At 38.5% G+C, this 17,321-nt stretch carries 14 protein-coding genes and 1 rRNA gene; 7 read left to right on the plus strand and 8 right to left on the minus strand.

The annotated features are described in order from the left end of the window. The 8 genes from BLR86_RS13645 to dnaA all read right to left on the minus strand — a co-directional run. Nucleotides 1–77, minus strand: a 16S ribosomal RNA gene (locus BLR86_RS13645); the annotation flags it as partial. Nucleotides 78–384: 307 nt separating this feature from the next. Further along, a complete protein-coding gene (gene gyrA / locus BLR86_RS13650; RefSeq protein WP_090762327.1) occupies nucleotides 385–2,964 on the minus strand; it encodes a DNA gyrase subunit A in 2,580 nt (859 codons plus the stop codon). A gap of 233 nt (nucleotides 2,965–3,197) precedes the next feature. Next, a complete protein-coding gene (gene gyrB / locus BLR86_RS13655; RefSeq protein ID WP_090762329.1) occupies nucleotides 3,198–5,126 on the minus strand; it encodes a DNA topoisomerase (ATP-hydrolyzing) subunit B in 1,929 nt (642 codons plus the stop codon). 65 nt (nucleotides 5,127–5,191) lie between these two features. Then, nucleotides 5,192–5,437 carry an extracellular matrix regulator RemB gene (gene remB / locus BLR86_RS13660; protein ID WP_090762330.1) on the minus strand — a complete coding sequence of 82 codons (246 nt, stop codon included), beginning with the start codon at nucleotides 5,435–5,437 and terminating at the stop codon, nucleotides 5,192–5,194. 9 nt (nucleotides 5,438–5,446) lie between these two features. Beyond that, nucleotides 5,447–6,565 (minus strand): DNA replication/repair protein RecF, encoded by a 1,119-nt coding sequence (gene recF / locus BLR86_RS13665; protein WP_090762332.1) that lies wholly within the window; start codon nucleotides 6,563–6,565, stop codon nucleotides 5,447–5,449. 2 nt (nucleotides 6,566–6,567) lie between these two features. Then, the gene (yaaA, locus tag BLR86_RS13670; protein WP_090762334.1) at nucleotides 6,568–6,783 is read right to left on the minus strand and encodes a S4 domain-containing protein YaaA; all 216 of its coding nucleotides are present in this window, start codon (nucleotides 6,781–6,783) and stop codon (nucleotides 6,568–6,570) included. A 285-nt stretch (nucleotides 6,784–7,068) separates the two neighbouring features. Further along, nucleotides 7,069–8,205, minus strand: coding sequence for a DNA polymerase III subunit beta (dnaN, locus tag BLR86_RS13675; protein ID WP_090762336.1), 1,137 nt, complete (start codon nucleotides 8,203–8,205; stop codon nucleotides 7,069–7,071). A 334-nt stretch (nucleotides 8,206–8,539) separates the two neighbouring features. Then, nucleotides 8,540–9,886: a chromosomal replication initiator protein DnaA gene (dnaA, locus tag BLR86_RS13680; RefSeq protein WP_090762338.1), complete on the minus strand. Its 1,347-nt coding sequence runs from the start codon at nucleotides 9,884–9,886 to the stop codon at nucleotides 8,540–8,542. Nucleotides 9,887–10,599: 713 nt separating this feature from the next. Here dnaA and rpmH point away from each other — a divergent pair. From rpmH to rsmG, 7 genes are all read left to right on the plus strand, one after another. Further along, nucleotides 10,600–10,734, plus strand: coding sequence for a 50S ribosomal protein L34 (gene rpmH, locus BLR86_RS13685; RefSeq protein ID WP_090762341.1), 135 nt, complete (start codon nucleotides 10,600–10,602; stop codon nucleotides 10,732–10,734). A 107-nt stretch (nucleotides 10,735–10,841) separates the two neighbouring features. Further along, on the plus strand, nucleotides 10,842–11,186 hold the full coding sequence (gene rnpA / locus BLR86_RS13690) for a ribonuclease P protein component (protein WP_090762343.1): 345 nt from the start codon (nucleotides 10,842–10,844) through the stop codon (nucleotides 11,184–11,186). A 151-nt stretch (nucleotides 11,187–11,337) separates the two neighbouring features. Further along, on the plus strand, nucleotides 11,338–12,114 hold the full coding sequence (spoIIIJ, locus tag BLR86_RS13695) for a YidC family membrane integrase SpoIIIJ (protein WP_090762345.1): 777 nt from the start codon (nucleotides 11,338–11,340) through the stop codon (nucleotides 12,112–12,114). Further along, entirely contained in the window at nucleotides 12,111–12,731 is a 621-nt protein-coding gene (gene jag / locus BLR86_RS13700; protein ID WP_090762347.1) for an RNA-binding cell elongation regulator Jag/EloR, read from the plus strand. The genes spoIIIJ and jag overlap by 4 nt, the downstream gene beginning before the upstream one ends. Nucleotides 12,732–12,976: 245 nt before the next feature. Further along, nucleotides 12,977–14,362: a tRNA uridine-5-carboxymethylaminomethyl(34) synthesis GTPase MnmE gene (mnmE, locus tag BLR86_RS13705; RefSeq protein WP_090762349.1), complete on the plus strand. Its 1,386-nt coding sequence runs from the start codon at nucleotides 12,977–12,979 to the stop codon at nucleotides 14,360–14,362. A gap of 69 nt (nucleotides 14,363–14,431) precedes the next feature. Further along, complete coding sequence (mnmG, locus tag BLR86_RS13710; RefSeq protein WP_090762351.1) at nucleotides 14,432–16,321, plus strand: tRNA uridine-5-carboxymethylaminomethyl(34) synthesis enzyme MnmG; 1,890 nt, start codon at nucleotides 14,432–14,434, stop codon at nucleotides 16,319–16,321. Nucleotides 16,322–16,542: 221 nt separating this feature from the next. Beyond that, entirely contained in the window at nucleotides 16,543–17,259 is a 717-nt protein-coding gene (gene rsmG / locus BLR86_RS13715) for a 16S rRNA (guanine(527)-N(7))-methyltransferase RsmG (RefSeq protein WP_090762911.1), read from the plus strand. Nucleotides 17,260–17,321: the final 62 nt, after the last annotated feature.

Genomic DNA, 17,321 nt, shown 5'->3' on the forward strand with positions numbered 1-17,321 from the left:
CTCAAGATTCGCTCGACTTGCATGTATTAGGCACGCCGCCAGCGTTCGTCCTGAGCCAGGATCAAACTCTCCAAGAAAGTTGATATAGCTCATTTTGTTACGTTGGCTTAGCTTTTATAAAAAGCTAAAAAATTGTTTGTTGACGTTCTTGTTTGTTTAGTTTTCAAAGATCGATATCACTCATAAGCGACTTTATTAATATACCATCTTTCAAAATCCAAGTCAACGGTTATTTGTTTTTATTTTATGTAATACTGAACAAATATTGCCGACTCAAATGAGTATACCAGCATTATCACTATCTATCAAGAGAAAATTAACAAATTTTAAAAACTATATAGAAAAAAGGAGCACCAAATCAGGTGCTCCTTCCTTGAGAAGTGCTTATTCTTCAGTAGTATCGGAATGATCGTCTTCTGTATCCAACTCAGTTTCTTCGTCTTCTACTTCTGTATTAACCATTTCTACCGCTGATCCATCCATTACGATTGTTTCTTCCATGTCATCAGAATCTGTTTCTTCCGAAACCTCTTCTTTTTCTACTTTCGCAACAGTTGCAACGTAGTTATGGTCATCACTTTTAATACTAATTAATTTTACACCTTGAGTGTTCCGTCCCATTGTGGAAATGCCAGCCACATCAATACGGATAAGTACTCCGCCGGTGGTAATTAACATTAAGTCTTCTTCACCTGTAACAGCTCTTACGGAAACTAGATTGCCATTCTTTTCGGTAACATGGCAAGTTTTAATACCTTTACCGCCTCTGCCCTGAATACGGTACTCTTCAGCTGGTGTCCGCTTACCGTACCCATTCTTAGTAACAATCAGGACACTGCTATTTTCCTCAAGAACTTCCATTCCCACTACTTCATCATCACTGTCTAAGGTAATCCCTTTAACCCCTGTAGCAGTCCGTCCCATAGAACGAACGTCTGTTTCAGGGAAACGGATGAGCATTCCTTTTTTCGTACCAATAATCATATGCTTCGATCCATCTGTTAAGCGAACGGATATCAGTTCATCACCTTCACGAAGATTTAGTGCAATTAAACCATTATTACGGATATGTGCAAATGATGTTAATGGTGAACGTTTAGATATACCCTCTTTTGTCGTAAAGAATAGGAACCAGTCATCAACAAACTCCTCAATCGGGATAATAGCATTAACCCATTCTCCTTTTTCAACTCCAAGGAGGTTAATGATTGGCAGTCCTTTTGCCGTTCGGCTGTATTCAGGAATTTCATATCCCTTTGAACGATAAACCTTCCCTTTATTTGTAAAGAAGAGAATCGTATCATGTGTTGAGGTCGTAATTAAATGCTCGACAAAATCGTCCTCATTCGTTCCCATCCCTTGGATACCACGGCCGCCTCGTTTTTGTGCGCGATAGGTTGAAACCGGGAGTCGTTTAATATAGCCATTATGTGTTAACGTAATAACAATATTTTCACGTGGAATGAGATCTTCATCTTCAATATTTTCGATCCCGCCTGTAACGATTTCCGTACGGCGCTTGTCATTAAATCGCTCTTTGATTTCGATTAATTCTTCGCGAATAATTTCTAAAACCTTTTCATCGTCAGCTAAAATTGCTTTTAGTTCAGCAATCAACTTTACTAGGTTTTGATATTCTTCCTCAATTTTCTCCCTTTCCAGGCCAGTTAAACGTTGGAGACGCATATCAAGAATAGCTTGTGCTTGTTTTTCAGAAAGGTTAAATTGTGTCATTAAACCTTCGCGGGCAATATCCGTTGTCTGCGAGCCTCGAATTAAACTAATAACTGCATCAAGATTATCCAATGCAATTCTTAAACCATCCAGAATATGAGCCCGTGCTTCTGCTTTACGTAATTCAAACTCTGTTCTTCTGCGGATAACGACTACTTGATGGTCTAAATAATAGACTAAACATTGTTTAAGATTTAACACCTTTGGATGTCCGTTTACAAGAGCTAATGTATTGATCCCAAAGCTAGTTTGAAGTGATGTTTGTTTATATAAGTTATTTAAGAGGACATTCGCATTTGCGTCTTTACGAACCTCAATAACAATTCGCATCCCTTTACGATCTGATTCATCTCTTAAATCTGTAATGCCTTCTATCTTTTTATCACGATGTAATTCTGCAATTCTTTCGACTAACTTTGCTTTATTCACTTGATATGGAAGCTCGTTAACAATGATAACTTCTTTACCATTTGATTTTGTTTCAATTTCTACTTTTCCGCGAATCGTTATGGATCCTCGGCCTGTTTCATAGGCCTTACGAATACCGCTTCGACCCATGATGATTCCACCGGTTGGAAAATCAGGTCCCGGTATGATTTCCATTAACTCTTGAATCGATATGTCTGGATCTTGGGTAATGGCCAAGACGCCATCAATAACCTCACCAAGCTGATGTGGTGGAATATTCGTAGCCATACCAACTGCAATCCCAGAAGAACCGTTAACTAAAAGATTCGGGAATCTTGCTGGTAAAACAGATGGCTCTCTTTCCTCACCGTCATAGTTATCTTGAAAATTAATCGTATCTTTGTTTAAATCTCTTAATAATTCCATTGAGATTTTCGACATTCTTGATTCTGTATAACGCATCGCTGCTGCTGAATCACCGTCTACTGAACCAAAGTTCCCATGACCATCTACCAGCATATATCGATAGTTAAAATCCTGTGCCATACGTACCATCGTTTCATATACGGCTGAATCACCATGTGGGTGGTATTTACCAATTACATCGCCAACGATACGCGCTGACTTTTTATAAGGTTTATCTGCATGTATTCCTAGATCATGCATAGCGTATAGAATACGGCGGTGGACTGGTTTTAATCCATCTCGGACATCTGGAAGGGCACGAGAAACAATAACACTCATAGCATAGTCGAGAAAAGATGTTCTCATTTCATGACTAATATTAATATCTTTTATTTGGGAATTTGGTGTTTCTGCCATTTTAAGTACCTCCTATTTAGGTGACGATCTGCCTTTAATACGATCTAGATAAACGAAAAAAGGAGGATAGTGGTCACCCCTCTATCCCTTTTTAAAATAAGCTTTTCTTTATGTCTAGCTCCGGCGGCTAGGGGCTCGAGGTCATAAGCACCCCCCTGAAAAAGGCAAAAACCGCCTTTTTGCAGGGTGCGTCTTATGCTTGTCGCTCCTAAACGAGCCGCCTCCGCTTTTCTTTATACATCTAAATTCTTTACATATTGTGCGTTAGCTTCAATGAAATTACGACGTGGCTCTACCTTGTCGCCCATTAGCATTTCAAAGGTTTCATCGGCTTCAATTGCGTCTTCGAGACTAACCTGAAGCATCGTTCTAGTAGAAGGATCCATGGTCGTTTCCCATAATTGCTCAGGATTCATTTCACCTAACCCCTTATAACGTTGGATATTAGGTTTCGGCTGGCTTGGCAGCTCTGCGAATATTTGTTCCAGCTCTTTGTCATCATAAGCATAACGAATCTTTTTACCTTGCTGGACTTTATATAAAGGTGGCTGGGCAATATATACATAGCCAGCTTCTAAGATTTTTCGGATATAACGGTAGAAGAATGTCAAAATGAGTGTTCGAATATGAGCACCATCAACATCCGCATCCGTCATAATAACGACTTTATGGTACCTAGCTTTAGCAATATCAAAATCTTCTCCAATGCCTGTTCCGATGGCAGTTATCATCGAGCGAACCTCATTATTTGAGAGAATCCTATCTAATCGTGCTTTCTCAACATTAAGGATTTTCCCTCTTAATGGCAGAATAGCTTGAAAATGACGGTCACGGCCTTGTTTTGCTGAACCACCTGCCGAATCACCCTCAACAATATACAATTCACTAATAGAAGGATCCTTCGAAGAGCAATCTGCTAATTTCCCAGGTAAGCTTGAAACTTCTAAAGCACTTTTACGTCGTGTTAGCTCTCTCGCCTTCTTTGCAGCCATCCTTGCTCTTGCAGCCATTAGCCCTTTTTCAACAACTTTCCTTGCCACTGATGGGTTTTCCAAGAGAAATTTATCAAAATGACTAGAAAATAATGAGTCAGTAATCGTCCTAACTTCAGAATTTCCAAGCTTTGTTTTCGTTTGTCCTTCAAATTGAGGATCAGGATGCTTAATCGAAACGATGGCCGTTAAGCCTTCTCGCACATCTTCACCCGTTAGATTCGTATCATTTTCTTTAATCAAGCCATTTTTCCGAGCGTAATCGTTAATAACGCGAGTTAAACCAGTTTTAAAGCCTGATTCATGAGTCCCGCCCTCATACGTGTGAATGTTATTGGCAAATGAGTAAATACTTTCAACATAACCTTCATTGTATTGAAGGGCAACTTCCACACTAATTCCATCGCGCTCTCCCTCAAGAAAGATTGGTTCGTCATGAATGACCTCTTTCGTGCGGTTTAAATGCTCAACATATGATTTAATTCCGCCTTCGTAGTAATACTCATTCTTTTTATTTTCAACACGCATATCTTCAATCGTGATTTTAATTGCACGATTTAAGAATGCAAGTTCACGAAGTCGAGTTGCAAGAATGTCATACTCGTATTCCAACGTTTCAGTAAAAATTTCACTATCAGGTTTAAAGTGAATAATCGTACCCGTTTTGTCGGTAGTTCCAATTACCTCTAATTCTTTAACGACCGCTCCACGTTCAAATTTAATTTGATGTATATTACCATCAAGGTGTACATACACTTCCAAATTACTGGAAAGAGCATTAACAACTGATGCACCTACACCATGCAGTCCACCAGAGACTTTATATCCTCCGCCTCCGAATTTACCTCCGGCATGGAGAACAGTCATAATCACCTCAACTGCAGGTCTGCCCATTTTTTCTTGAATTCCAACGGGAATACCACGTCCGTTATCTTTAACCGTGATACTGTTATCTTCTTCAATGGTGACATTGATTTCATCACAATAGCCAGCCAATGCCTCATCAATACTATTATCCACAATTTCCCAAACGAGATGATGAAGACCTTTTCCACTCGTTGAACCAATGTACATACCTGGTCTTTTTCTAACAGCTTCTAGACCTTCTAGAACTTGTATTTGATCGGCACCGTATTCTTCTTCTAGGACTTCCTTTTGTTCTAATGTCAATTTAGTTCACCCGCACTTTCATTTTAAAAAAATATTCTAGTAACCAGAAATAAAATAAAAATTCACTAATCTAGCATTTCCTTTTGATTTGAACGTTTTTTTAATGTTCCAGAAGAAATTGGGGATAAATAAACCTTGTCATATGTAATTACGACTGATTTAAAGGGGTTTTTTGAAAGGTTAACGAGCTTTTCCTTATGCTGTTTTACTAACTCTTCAACTAAGTTTGAAGAGTTTACGCACCCTTTATCAAGAATGGCGATGATGTCCTTCGCCCTGATATTTAAATCTTCCCCGACATGTATATACACACTTCCACCTCAATTAACTTTATTGATAAAACCAGATTCTACTTCAAAAGTCGAAGCCTCTTTTAAGGTTTGATGATGGATGCCGTCTACACTTGTTGTAGTAACAAATGTTTGAACTTTTCCTTGAATGGTATTAAGCAAGTGTGACTGACGATAATCATCTAATTCTGACAATACATCGTCAAGGAGTAAGATTGGATATTCCCGAATTTCTGAATGAATTAATTCAATTTCGGCAAGCTTAACAGAAAGTGCAGTTGTTCTTTGCTGGCCCTGTGACCCAAATGTAGAAACATCTCTCTCATTGACAAAAAACAACAAATCATCGCGATGGGGACCAAATAGTGTTGTTCCACGTTCTATTTCCCTCGTTCTGACTTTACTAAATTTTTCCTCAAAGCATGCTTTCATTTTCGACAAATCTTGGTCTTCTAATACATCAACGGATGGTTTATAGGTTATTTTCAATGATTCTAGACCTCTAGAAATACCTTTATGAATTGGTTTAGCCCAATTTTCAAGCAAATAAAGAAACTCAAATCTTTTCGAAACTATTTTTACTGCCATGTTAATAAACTGTTCTGTCAGCACTTCAAGCATCGTCTGATCAGTCAGTTTTTTAATTTGCAGCATTTTTAAAAAATGATTACGTTGTTGTAGTATCTTTTGATATTGACTCATATCATGTAAATAGATTGGTGAAACTTGTCCGATCTCCATATCAATAAACCGCCGCCTAATTTGTGGGCTGCCTTTAACTAAATTAAGATCCTCTGGTGCGAACATAACCACATTCATGTTCCCAACATATTGGCTCAACTTCCGTTGTTCCATATGATTACATTTTGCCTTTTTGCCTTTTTTAGAAATAATCAACTCTAAAGGCAGAGAGCTATATTGTTTTTGAACCCTGCCTTCTATTTTAGCATACTCCTGATCCCAACGAATAAGATCTTTATCATTGGAGGTACGATGCGACTTAGCCATTGCTAAAACATAAATGGATTCCATCACGTTTGTTTTCCCCTGGGCGTTTTCCCCGAGAATCACATTCACCTTATTTTCAAATTCAACCGATAGGCTCTCATAGTTCCGATAATTTCTTAGTGCTAATTGTTCAATATACATAATTAATCGGTAATCAAAAACTCACCAAACCCAGGGATTTGAATCTTATCCCCAGCACGAAGCTTTCTTCCTCTTCTTTGGTCTTGTTCCCCATTAATAAAAATATCGTTTTCACTTAAAAACCATTTGGCCATGCCGCCAGATTGGATGACATCTGCTAATTTAAGAAATTGTCCTAACGTAATAAACTCTGTATTCAGCGTTATTTTTTCAGGCACTGTTTTTCACTCATTTCTAAAATGGTCTCAATACTTTATTTTACTAAAAAATTTAAAATAAAGAAAGTCACCAAAATCATGGTGACCATTTTTTAAGAAGACAAAGCATAAGTCTTTGAACTTAGATCATTGTCCAGCTACAGCCCCCTAACGGCTAGTGTCCTTCGCTCTCCGCCCTACGATAAGTCAACATCGAATCGCAAAAGGCGCTCTTCGTGTTTCCTTTATCTTTGGTTGGAGTGCTCCAGGCCATACGCCGCTGAACAGGGTGCTTGCGCTTTTTTCCTAATAAGTTCTAACTGGCAAAATTAACTGCAGGGTAGTTTCATCATGCAGTGGTTTAATAACAAATGGGCGCATTGCTCCAGTAAAACTGACTTTTATATCTGTGCCTTCAAGTGCTTTTAAGGCATCCATCATATATTTTGCACTAAAGGAGATCTTTAAATCCTCACCATCAATCGCTTGACTTTGAATTTCCTCAACTACTTTCCCTACTTCAGGGGTATTGGAGGAAATTTCAATTACTCCGCTATCAATCGTAGAGAGTTTTACTACATTGTTTCTTCCTTCACGTGCCAGCAGGGAGGCACGATCAATCGCATGCAAGAAGTCCTTTGTATTCACAATAATATCTGTTTTACTTTCATTTGGAATAAGTCTAGAAGTATCAGGATAGTTACCTTCCAAAAGCCTAGAGAAAAATAACAGATGTTTTGCTTTAAATAATATTTGATTTTCGGTGATAACAATATCAATTAATTCGTTAGAATCATCGATAATTTTACTTAGTTCATTCAAGCTCTTGCCTGGAATGACTACATTGTAGTTTTCGTTATTTTCCGTTTCAATTTTTGCCTTTCTTAATGCAAGACGGTGACTATCTGTTGCAATACAGTTTAATTCACCATTTTCGACTTTCCAGTTTACACCTGTCAAGATGGGACGTGTTTCTGAAGTGGATACAGCAAAAAAGGTTTGACGGATCATCGTCTTTAAGAGATCGGTGGCAATATGAAATTTATTATTTTCTTCGATTTGCGGAAGGTGAGGGTATTCCTCAGCATCAAGACCGTTTAAATTAAATTCAGATTTACCTGAACGTATGACGGTTTGTAATGAACCAAGTACTTCAATTTCAACACTATCTGTAGGTAACTTTTTTACTATTTCACTAAAGAACTTTGCTTGAAGGACAATTGAACCACTTAGCTTAATCTCAACGATTTCCTCTCCAGCTTCCTCTTTTGGAATAAATGATTCAATTGAAATATCTGAATCACTTCCTGTTAAAGTAACTCCATCGTCGCTAGCTGTTATTTTAATTCCTGTCAAAATAGGAATTGTCGTTCTTGATGTGACAGCCTTCATTACATCTTGGACACTTTGAACGAGGCGGTCCCGTTGGATGATAAATCTCATTTGATAATCCCCCCAGCAAATTTTTAATCTAATTTCGCATAAATTGAATTTCTTAAACATATAATAATAAGTTTTTTAAATAAAAAAACAGTAGAAGTACTAGTAGGGCCTGTTAGTATGTGGATAACCTGTTTTTCGTCATGGAAACACAGTCTATCCACATGTGGACAGACTGTGTATAAATAGACCTTAGTTATTCACAGTATTCTAGCTCCAGCGCCTAGGGTCTCGGGTCATAAGCCAATCCGTCAGAAAGGTTAAAGAACAACCTTCCCGCCGGCTCGTCTTATGCCGGTCGACCCTGTGCAAGGCGCTTCTGCTTTTTTATGTTCCCTTAAACTTTCAACAACTCGTTTATTTCTTTCACTTGTCGTTGTAATTGAAGGTCAGACTGCAGCAGCCTTGAAATTTTTTCGTGTGCATGGATAACTGTGGTATGATCACGTCCACCAAACTCTTCTCCTATTTTTGGCAATGAATAATCGGTTAATTCACGTGATAAATACATAGCTATCTGTCTAGGGTATGCTACAGATTTTGTTCGCTTCTTCGCCTTGAAGTCTTCAAGCTTCACACTAAAATGCTCACCGACAGTCCGTTGAATTTCATGAATGGTGATTACCTTTGGTTTCGAACTAGGAATGATATCCTTTAGTGCCTCTGACGCAAGATCGGCGTTAATATCCTTATTAATCAGGGAAGAATAGGCAACAACACGGATTAATGCTCCCTCAAGTTCTCTGATATTGGTATCAATTTGATTTGCAATATAAAGCATCACTTCATTCGGTATATCTAAACCTTCAGCCCTAGCCTTTTTCCGTAGGATGGCTATTCTAGTTTCTAAATCTGGTGGAGTAATATCGGTAATTAGTCCCCATTCAAAACGTGAACGCAATCTATCCTCGAGGGTCGGAATTTCCCGTGGCGGCCTGTCACTTGAGATAACGATTTGCTTGCTTTCTTCATGAAGAGTATTAAAAGTATGGAAAAATTCCTCTTGTGTTGATTCTTTTCCTGCTAAAAATTGAATATCATCAATTAGAAGCACATCGACATTTCGATATTTATTGCGGAATTCTACCGCTTTATTGTCACGGATAGAATTAATAAACTCATTCGTGAATTTTTCTGAAGATAAATAAACTACTTTAGCATTAGGCTTATGCTCCAGAACATAATGGCCAATCGCATGCATTAAGTGTGTTTTTCCTAAACCAACGCCCCCATAAATAAATAAGGGATTGTAAGCTTTTGCAGGTGCTTCAGCTACTGCCAATGAAGCTGCATGAGCAAACCGGTTGCCCGAACCAATAACAAATGTATCAAACAGGTACTTTGGATTTAAAATATTGGCGGGAAAATCATGTTGATCGTCTTCCTTTTTGGCCTTTTTAGCAGACATGAGCAACTCTGCGTCTTCCTCTTTTTGATTTTGCGGAATAATGAACTTTACAGATAGTTCTTCTCCAGTGATTTCATAAAGAATACCAGAGATTAACTGGGAATAGCGCTCCTCGAGCCAATCACGTGCGAATTCATTAGGAGCCGTTATCACAAGTAGATCTCCTTGAAGGGAATGGGCCTTCGTGGACTTCAGCCAGGTATCAAAACTAGGCTTGCTAATCTTCTTCTCGATATTGGTTAGGGCAGCATTCCATAGATCCGCAATATTCTCCAACGGTTGTCCCTCCTTTATTTCTTTTTTATCTATCTATTTCTAAAGTGCACGTTGCAGCTTTGTCTTACGTCTAAACTCCATATATAAGAATATTTTTTCACAAAGCGTTGTGAAGTATCCTCAAATCATCCTTATATCAAAATGGACAAAAGTTCCGTGAAAAAACGATGTTATACAAGGTGTACAACTGCTAATTTATAAATATACGAAACAATGGTTGTGGAAAAACATAATATAGGAAATAAAGTGGAGTTTCGACAATATCCACCGCTTGTGGACAAGTTTCTGCAGTATGCTGGAATAACTTGTCCACACCTTATCCACAATTTGTGGATAACATTTTTTTAGACGAAGTTATTCAGAGTGAAAACACAAATATAATATCAAATAAAAGGCAAGGGCGCAATGCCCTTTCGTGGTTTATCCACAACTGTAACAATATGTGGTTAAAACTTGTCCACAAGTAGTGTGTCCTGTGCAAAAACTGTCAATATCTTGTGAAATGGCAAATAAAAAGTCGAAAAAAATATCCACAGGTATGAATTTTAAAAGTTGGCTTTGAAGAAAAATCTTTTTAGTGTTAAAAAAATCTGTGTGCAAAAAAAATGGAACTGAGGGAACAATATGTTATGGGCGGTTGACAACATGAGGGTCCGTCTTTATAATTAGTTAGACTGTCTTTAACAGCTATTCCTCAGAGGAGGTGTCTTATAATGAAAAGAACGTATCAACCAAATAAACGTAAACATAGTAAAGTTCACGGTTTCCGCAGTCGTATGAGCTCTGCAAGCGGACGTAAAGTCCTAGCGCGCCGTCGTCTAAAAGGAAGAAAAGTATTATCAGCTTAGGCCACTGAAGCATCAGTGGTCTTTTTTCTCATAAAGTTTAAGAAAAGAGCTCTAATAAAGGATCTTTCTCATTGGAAAAGTTTTTGTATAGATGGATGGTGTTTTCTATGAAGAAAGAATTACGGGTAAAGAAGAATAAGGAATTTCAAGAGGCATTCCAAAAAGGACAATCTTTTGCTAATAGGCAATTCGTTATCTATAGCCTGAAAAAAGAGAATCAAGACTATTTTCGGATTGGTCTTTCTGTGAGTAAGAAGTTAGGAAATGCAGTGACTAGAAATCAAATAAAAAGATACATAAAACAAGCTGTGTTCGAACTATCAAGCCAGATTGTAACAGGGAATGATTACATAATCATTGCTAGGAAACCGGCTGCCGAAATGGACTTTTTTGAAGTGAAAAAGAGTTTAACTCATGTCCTTAAGGTAGGAAAGGTTTTTATTAAAAAATAGTTTTCGAATAATGATGTAATCGTCATAAATTTAAGAGACAAGGTATTCTAAAAGATGGTAAAATACCTATGAAATAGTCCAATGGATATTTTTTCTTGGAAAGGTATTCATACTTATCTCGTATTTATAATACTCAAGGAGGAAATTTCGGTTGAAAAAACGAATATTACTTTTGATTGGCATCGTTTCTGTTTTTCTGTTCTTAACAGGATGTACAGAAATTAATAAGCCAATTGATGCTGAAAGTACAGGTTTTTGGAATGAATACATTGTCTATCCGTTATCTTGGGTGATTGTAAAAGGTGCAGAAATACTAGGTGGAAGCTTTGGTTTTTCATTGATTGTGGTTACAATCTTAATTCGGTTAGCGATTCTACCATTAATGATAAAGCAAACAAGAAGCTCTAAAGCTATGCAGGCCTTACAGCCAGAAATGAAGGCCCTTCGAGAAAAATACAGTTCCAAGGATCAAAAAACGCAGCAGAAATTACAGCAGGAAACAATGGCACTTTTTCAAAAACATGGTGTTAACCCCATGGCGGGATGTTTTCCTTTAATTGTACAAATGCCGATCTTAATTGGTTTTTACCATGCGATTTCAAGAACAAGAGAAATTGCTGATCACAGCTTCCTTTGGTTCAGTCTAGGGGACAAAGATCCATTTTATGTATTGCCAATTATTGCTGGTATCACAACATTTATTCAGCAAAAATTGATGATGGCTGGTCAAGAGCATAACCCACAAATGGCGATGATGCTTTGGATGATGCCGATTATGATTGTCATTTTTGCTTTCAATTTCCCAGCAGCCCTTTCTTTGTATTGGGTAGTAGGAAATACTTTTATGATCGTCCAAACTTATTTCATTAAAGGGCCGGACCTGAAGAAGAATGCAGTCGCCGGTAAAGCGGGAGGAGCAAAAAAGTGAAACAAGTAACTGCTACCGGACAAACTGTCGAAGAAGCAGTGGAATCAGCTTTAGCTCAATTAAATACAACTAAAGACCGTACAGATGTAGCCATTATTGATCAAGGAAAAAAGGGTATTTTCGGGATTTTTGGTGCCCGCCCTGCTGTCGTTAAGGTTACAGTGATCATCGATCCAATTGAGGAAGCGAAGAAATTTCTGCTTCAGGTTAGTGAGCAAATGGGAGCTCCAGCCAATATTGAAATCAAACGTGATGGAAAACAAGTTCATTTCATTTTGACAGGCGAAAAAATTGCTCTTTTGATTGGTAAAAGAGGGCAAACCTTAAATTCACTGCAATATTTGACACAGTTAATCATTAATCGATTCTCAAATCATTATTTAACTGTTATTTTAGATGCAGAGGATTATCGAAATCGCAGAAATGATACGCTCACCCAATTAGCACATCGCCTTGCCTTAAAAGCATTAAAAACTGGCAAGGATGTAGCATTGGAACCGATGCCTTCATATGAGCGTAAAGTCATTCACACAGCTTTATCCGATAATCGAAGGGTGAAAACTTTTTCAGATGGTTCAGACCCACATCGACATATCGTGATTTCACCAGTGAAATAAAAAAGACATCTTTTTGTGAAGATGTCTTTTTTTTGGCTGAAAAATTCGTTGATACCATTTTTTGAAATCTTATGTTTTATTGTTATTCACATGTGGATAAGTTAAAATAATACGTGAACATTATTAGACTGTGGATAATTAGTAGTAGGTTTACTGGTTTTTCACCACAGGTATAGATGTGGTATTCTACTAATTTGGAGTAAAATCTTAGTTGTTTTTAAATAGATTAAAGAGTGGTGAGAGTAATGGAATTTGATACGATAGCTGCCATATCTACACCGATGGGTGAGGGAGCAATAGCAATTGTACGATTGAGTGGCGATGATTCCATTAAAATCGCGGATCAAGTTTTTCGAAGCATCGGCGGTAAAAGGTTGACAGAGGTACCAACGCATACCATACATTATGGACATTTAATCAATCCAAAAAATGAACAGGTTATCGAAGAGGTAATGGTATCGGTAATGAAGGGACCAAAAACTTTTACAAAAGAAGATGTAGTTGAGATAAATTGTCACGGCGGAATTGTTTCTGTTAATCGAGTATTGCAGCATGTTTTAGCATATGGAGCAAGACTAGCTGAACCGGGTGAATTCACAAAACGTGCATTTTTAAATGGACGGATTGACTTATCACAGGCAGAAGCAGTAATGGATTTAATTCGAGCAAAAACAGATCGCGCTATGAATGTTGCGCTCGGACAAATGGAAGGTCGATTATCCAATTTAATTAGGAAACTTCGCCAGGAAATTTTAGAGATACTGGCACATGTCGAAGTAAATATCGATTATCCAGAATATGACGATGTTGAAGAAATGACCCATAAGATGTTATCGGAAAAAGCTATTTATGTCCGAGATGAGTTAAAGAAACTGCTACAAACATCGCAGCAAGGAAAAATTTTGCGCGAGGGTCTATCTACGGTCATTGTTGGCCGCCCAAATGTCGGGAAATCTTCGTTATTAAATAGCCTTGTTCAAGAAAATAAAGCGATTGTCACGGATATCCCTGGGACAACCCGTGATGTCATAGAGGAGTATGTCAACGTTCGCGGGGTACCGCTTAGACTCTTAGATACTGCGGGAATAAGAGAAACTGAAGATATTGTTGAACGCATTGGAGTAGAAAGGTCTCGACAAGTATTAAAGGAAGCAGATTTAATCTTGTTAGTGCTCAATTATGCTGATCATTTTACAAAAGAGGACGAAAATCTTTTTGAAGCTGTAAAAGGAATGGATGTCATCGTTATTATCAATAAGACAGACCTCGCGCAGCAAATTGATATGAATCGTGTGAAGGAATTGGCTGCAGATCATAAAATTGTCACGACCTCATTACTAGAGGATCGTGGTGTTGATGAGCTCGAAGAAGCCATCTCAACCTTATTTTTTGCAGGTTCACTTGAGACTGGCGATATGACCTATTTATCAAACAGCCGCCATATTGCTTTGATCGGGCAAAGTTTGCATACAATTGAAGAAGCGATAGATGGAGTAGAAATGGGAACGCCAATTGATATCGTCCAAATAGATGTTACTAGAACTTGGGAACTGCTTGGTGAAATCATCGGTGACAGTGTCCATGAAAGCCTAATTGATCAGTTATTTTCACAATTCTGTTTGGGGAAATAAGAAAAGCTTCAGCGCCTTCGAGAAATAGGCGCTAAAGCTACTAATAGTTTTAGAAAGAGGAGGAAATAAATGTCATACGAAGCAGGTAATTTTGACGTTGTGGTCATCGGGGCAGGTCATGCTGGCTGTGAGGCCGGCCTCGCGTCTGCACGCATCGGTGCAAAAACATTAATGCTTACGATTAACCTCGATATGGTTGCCTTTATGCCATGCAACCCTTCAATAGGCGGCCCCGCAAAAGGGATCGTTGTCCGGGAAATAGACGCCCTTGGCGGAGAAATGGGTAAAAATATTGATAAAACCCATATTCAAATGAGAATGTTGAATACAGGGAAGGGCCCTGCAGTTCGAGCATTACGTGCCCAGGCTGATAAAGTTGAATATCAGAGTGAAATGAAAAATACGATTGAAAATACACCTAATTTAACACTCCTGCAAGGAATGGTAGAACAATTACTTGTTGAGGACGGCGTTGTTGTCGGAGTTATGACAAAAACAGGTGCTATTTACCGTGCAAAAACAGTCGTTATTACGACTGGTACGTATCTTCGTGGAGAAATTATCCTCGGTGAATTGAAGTATTCAAGCGGCCCCAACAACCAGCAGCCATCAATTAGACTATCTGAGCATTTAGAAGAGCTTGGTTTTGAGTTGGTTCGTTTTAAGACAGGAACTCCGCCGCGGGTCAATAGTAAAACGATTGATTACAGCAAAACAGAGATTCAGCCTGGTGATGAAGAGCCAAGATCGTTCTCATATGAAACAACTAAGTATATTACCGACCAACTTCCATGCTGGTTAACATATACAAATGAACAAACACATACGTTGATTGACCAAAACCTCCATCGTTCACCCATGTATTCGGGTATGATTAAAGGATCAGGGCCGCGTTACTGTCCGTCGATTGAAGATAAAGTGGTCCGATTTAATGATAAACCGCGCCACCAAATCTTCCTTGAGCCAGAAGGCAGAAAGACGCAAGAAGTTTATGTCCAAGGCTTATCGACCAGTCTTCCGGAAGATGTCCAACAGCAGCTCATCAAATCCGTTCCAGGATTGGAAAATGCACAAATGATGAGGGCTGGATATGCGATTGAGTACGATGCCATTAATCCGACACAGCTTTGGCCATCACTAGAAACAAAGATTATAAAAAACCTTTTTACTGCCGGTCAAATTAATGGAACCTCAGGATATGAAGAAGCGGCTGGTCAAGGAATTATGGCTGGAATTAATGCTGGGCGAAGTGCATTAGGAAAGGACCCATTAATTCTTAGTCGTTCAGATGCCTATATAGGAGTGTTAATAGACGATTTAATTACTAAGGGAACAGCTGAACCGTATCGTTTGTTAACTTCAAGAGCAGAATACCGTCTTCTTTTGCGCCATGATAATGCCGACTTAAGGTTAACGGAAATGGGTCATTCCATTGGACTTATCACAGATGAGCGTTATCAAAGATTTCTAGCAAAAAGGGCTGCTGTTGAGGCGGAAAAAGCAAGACTATCTTCTGTTAGAATAAAACCTACAAAAGAAGTTCAAGAGCTAATTAGAGGTACGGGCGGCAGTGAGCTTAAGGATGGAATCCTTGCTGCAGATTTATTGAAACGACCAGAGATAACGTATGCACATATTGAAAGTTTAATACCTAGTGATGTGGAAATAGATCACGAAATAAAAGAACAGATCGAAATTCAAATCAAATATGAAGGATATATTGAAAAGTCGCTACAGCAGGTTGAACGCTTAAAGAAAATGGAGAATAAGAAAATTCCAGATAATATTGATTATGACTCGATATCTGGGCTTGCAAATGAAGCGAAGCAAAATCTGAAACAAATCAAACCTTTATCTCTTGCTCAAGCCTCAAGAATCTCTGGTGTAAATCCAGCTGATATCTCCATCCTCCTTATTTATTTAGAACAAGGAAGAATAGCTAGGACGAGTAATTTATAATTGGGCTGTGTATAATGCTGATAATTAATTTTGGCACTCTGTTGATTGGAGCGGAAGGCACGAAGACTCCTGCGGGAGGACGGGGCTGGGGAGACCCCGCAGGCGCTTAAGCGCCGAGGAGGCTCCCCGGACCGCCCGCGGAAAGCGAAGTGCCTGGAGCGGAATTCAACAGACAAGTTTATCAAAGCCAATCATTTTTAAAAAAAGAGGAAGTTTTGCTGATGAACACCGAACAATTTAAAGCTATGCTTCTTGAGAAGGGCATTACCCTTAGCGAGAAGCAGCTTGATCAATTTGATAAATACTTTCATACCTTGGTTGAGTGGAATGAAAAAATGAACCTTACAGCTATCACCGATCAAAGTGATGTATATTTAAAACATTTTTATGATTCCATCTCGGCTGCTTTTTATTTTGATTTCTCGCAGCCTCTTCACCTATGTGATGTAGGAGCTGGTGCGGGTTTTCCCAGTATTCCATTAAAAATTGTCTTTCCTCATTTAGAGGTAACCATCGTAGATTCCTTAAATAAGCGAATAACATTTTTAAATCATTTAGCAAATGTATTAAACTTGGAAAAGGTACATTTCATTCACGACCGTGCTGAAACTTTCGGTGTTAATCCGGCACATAGGGAATCATATGACCTCGTAACGGCTAGAGCGGTTGCGAGAATGTCCGTTCTTAGTGAGCTTTGCCTGCCGCTTGTAAAAGTTGGCGGCCACTTCGTTGCAATGAAAGCGGCTCATGCGAATGATGAGCTAGCAGTTGGTCAAAAAGCTATCACGACAATGGGCGGAAAACTGGAACAAACATTTACTTTCACATTACCGATGGAAGAAAGTGAAAGAAATATCCTAGTGATCAAAAAGGAAAAACAAACACCTAAAAAGTATCCGAGAAAACCGGGGACACCTGGTAAAATGCCAATCGAATAAACTCGGGTAGTATGTTTAAATAAAAACAACATGATTGGCAGGAAGACAACAGATAGATAGCG

The sequence above is a fragment of the Bacillus sp. OK048 genome, from assembly GCF_900103525.1.
GTDB lineage: Bacteria > Bacillota > Bacilli > Bacillales > Cytobacillaceae > Neobacillus.

What these genes read in the sequence shown, in the direction of transcription:
- gyrA (WP_090762327.1), bottom strand. Translation starts at nt 2,964, where the DNA reads ATGGCAGAAACACCAAATTCCCAAATAAAAGATATTAATATTAGTCAT.
- recF (WP_090762332.1), bottom strand. Translation starts at nt 6,565, where the DNA reads ATGTATATTGAACAATTAGCACTAAGAAATTATCGGAACTATGAGAGC.
- dnaN (WP_090762336.1), bottom strand. Translation starts at nt 8,205, where the DNA reads ATGAGATTTATCATCCAACGGGACCGCCTCGTTCAAAGTGTCCAAGAT.
- rpmH (WP_090762341.1), top strand. Translation starts at nt 10,600, where the DNA reads ATGAAAAGAACGTATCAACCAAATAAACGTAAACATAGTAAAGTTCAC.
- rnpA (WP_090762343.1), top strand. Translation starts at nt 10,842, where the DNA reads ATGAAGAAAGAATTACGGGTAAAGAAGAATAAGGAATTTCAAGAGGCA.
- mnmE (WP_090762349.1), top strand. Translation starts at nt 12,977, where the DNA reads ATGGAATTTGATACGATAGCTGCCATATCTACACCGATGGGTGAGGGA.
- mnmG (WP_090762351.1), top strand. Translation starts at nt 14,432, where the DNA reads ATGTCATACGAAGCAGGTAATTTTGACGTTGTGGTCATCGGGGCAGGT.
- rsmG (WP_090762911.1), top strand. Translation starts at nt 16,543, where the DNA reads ATGAACACCGAACAATTTAAAGCTATGCTTCTTGAGAAGGGCATTACC.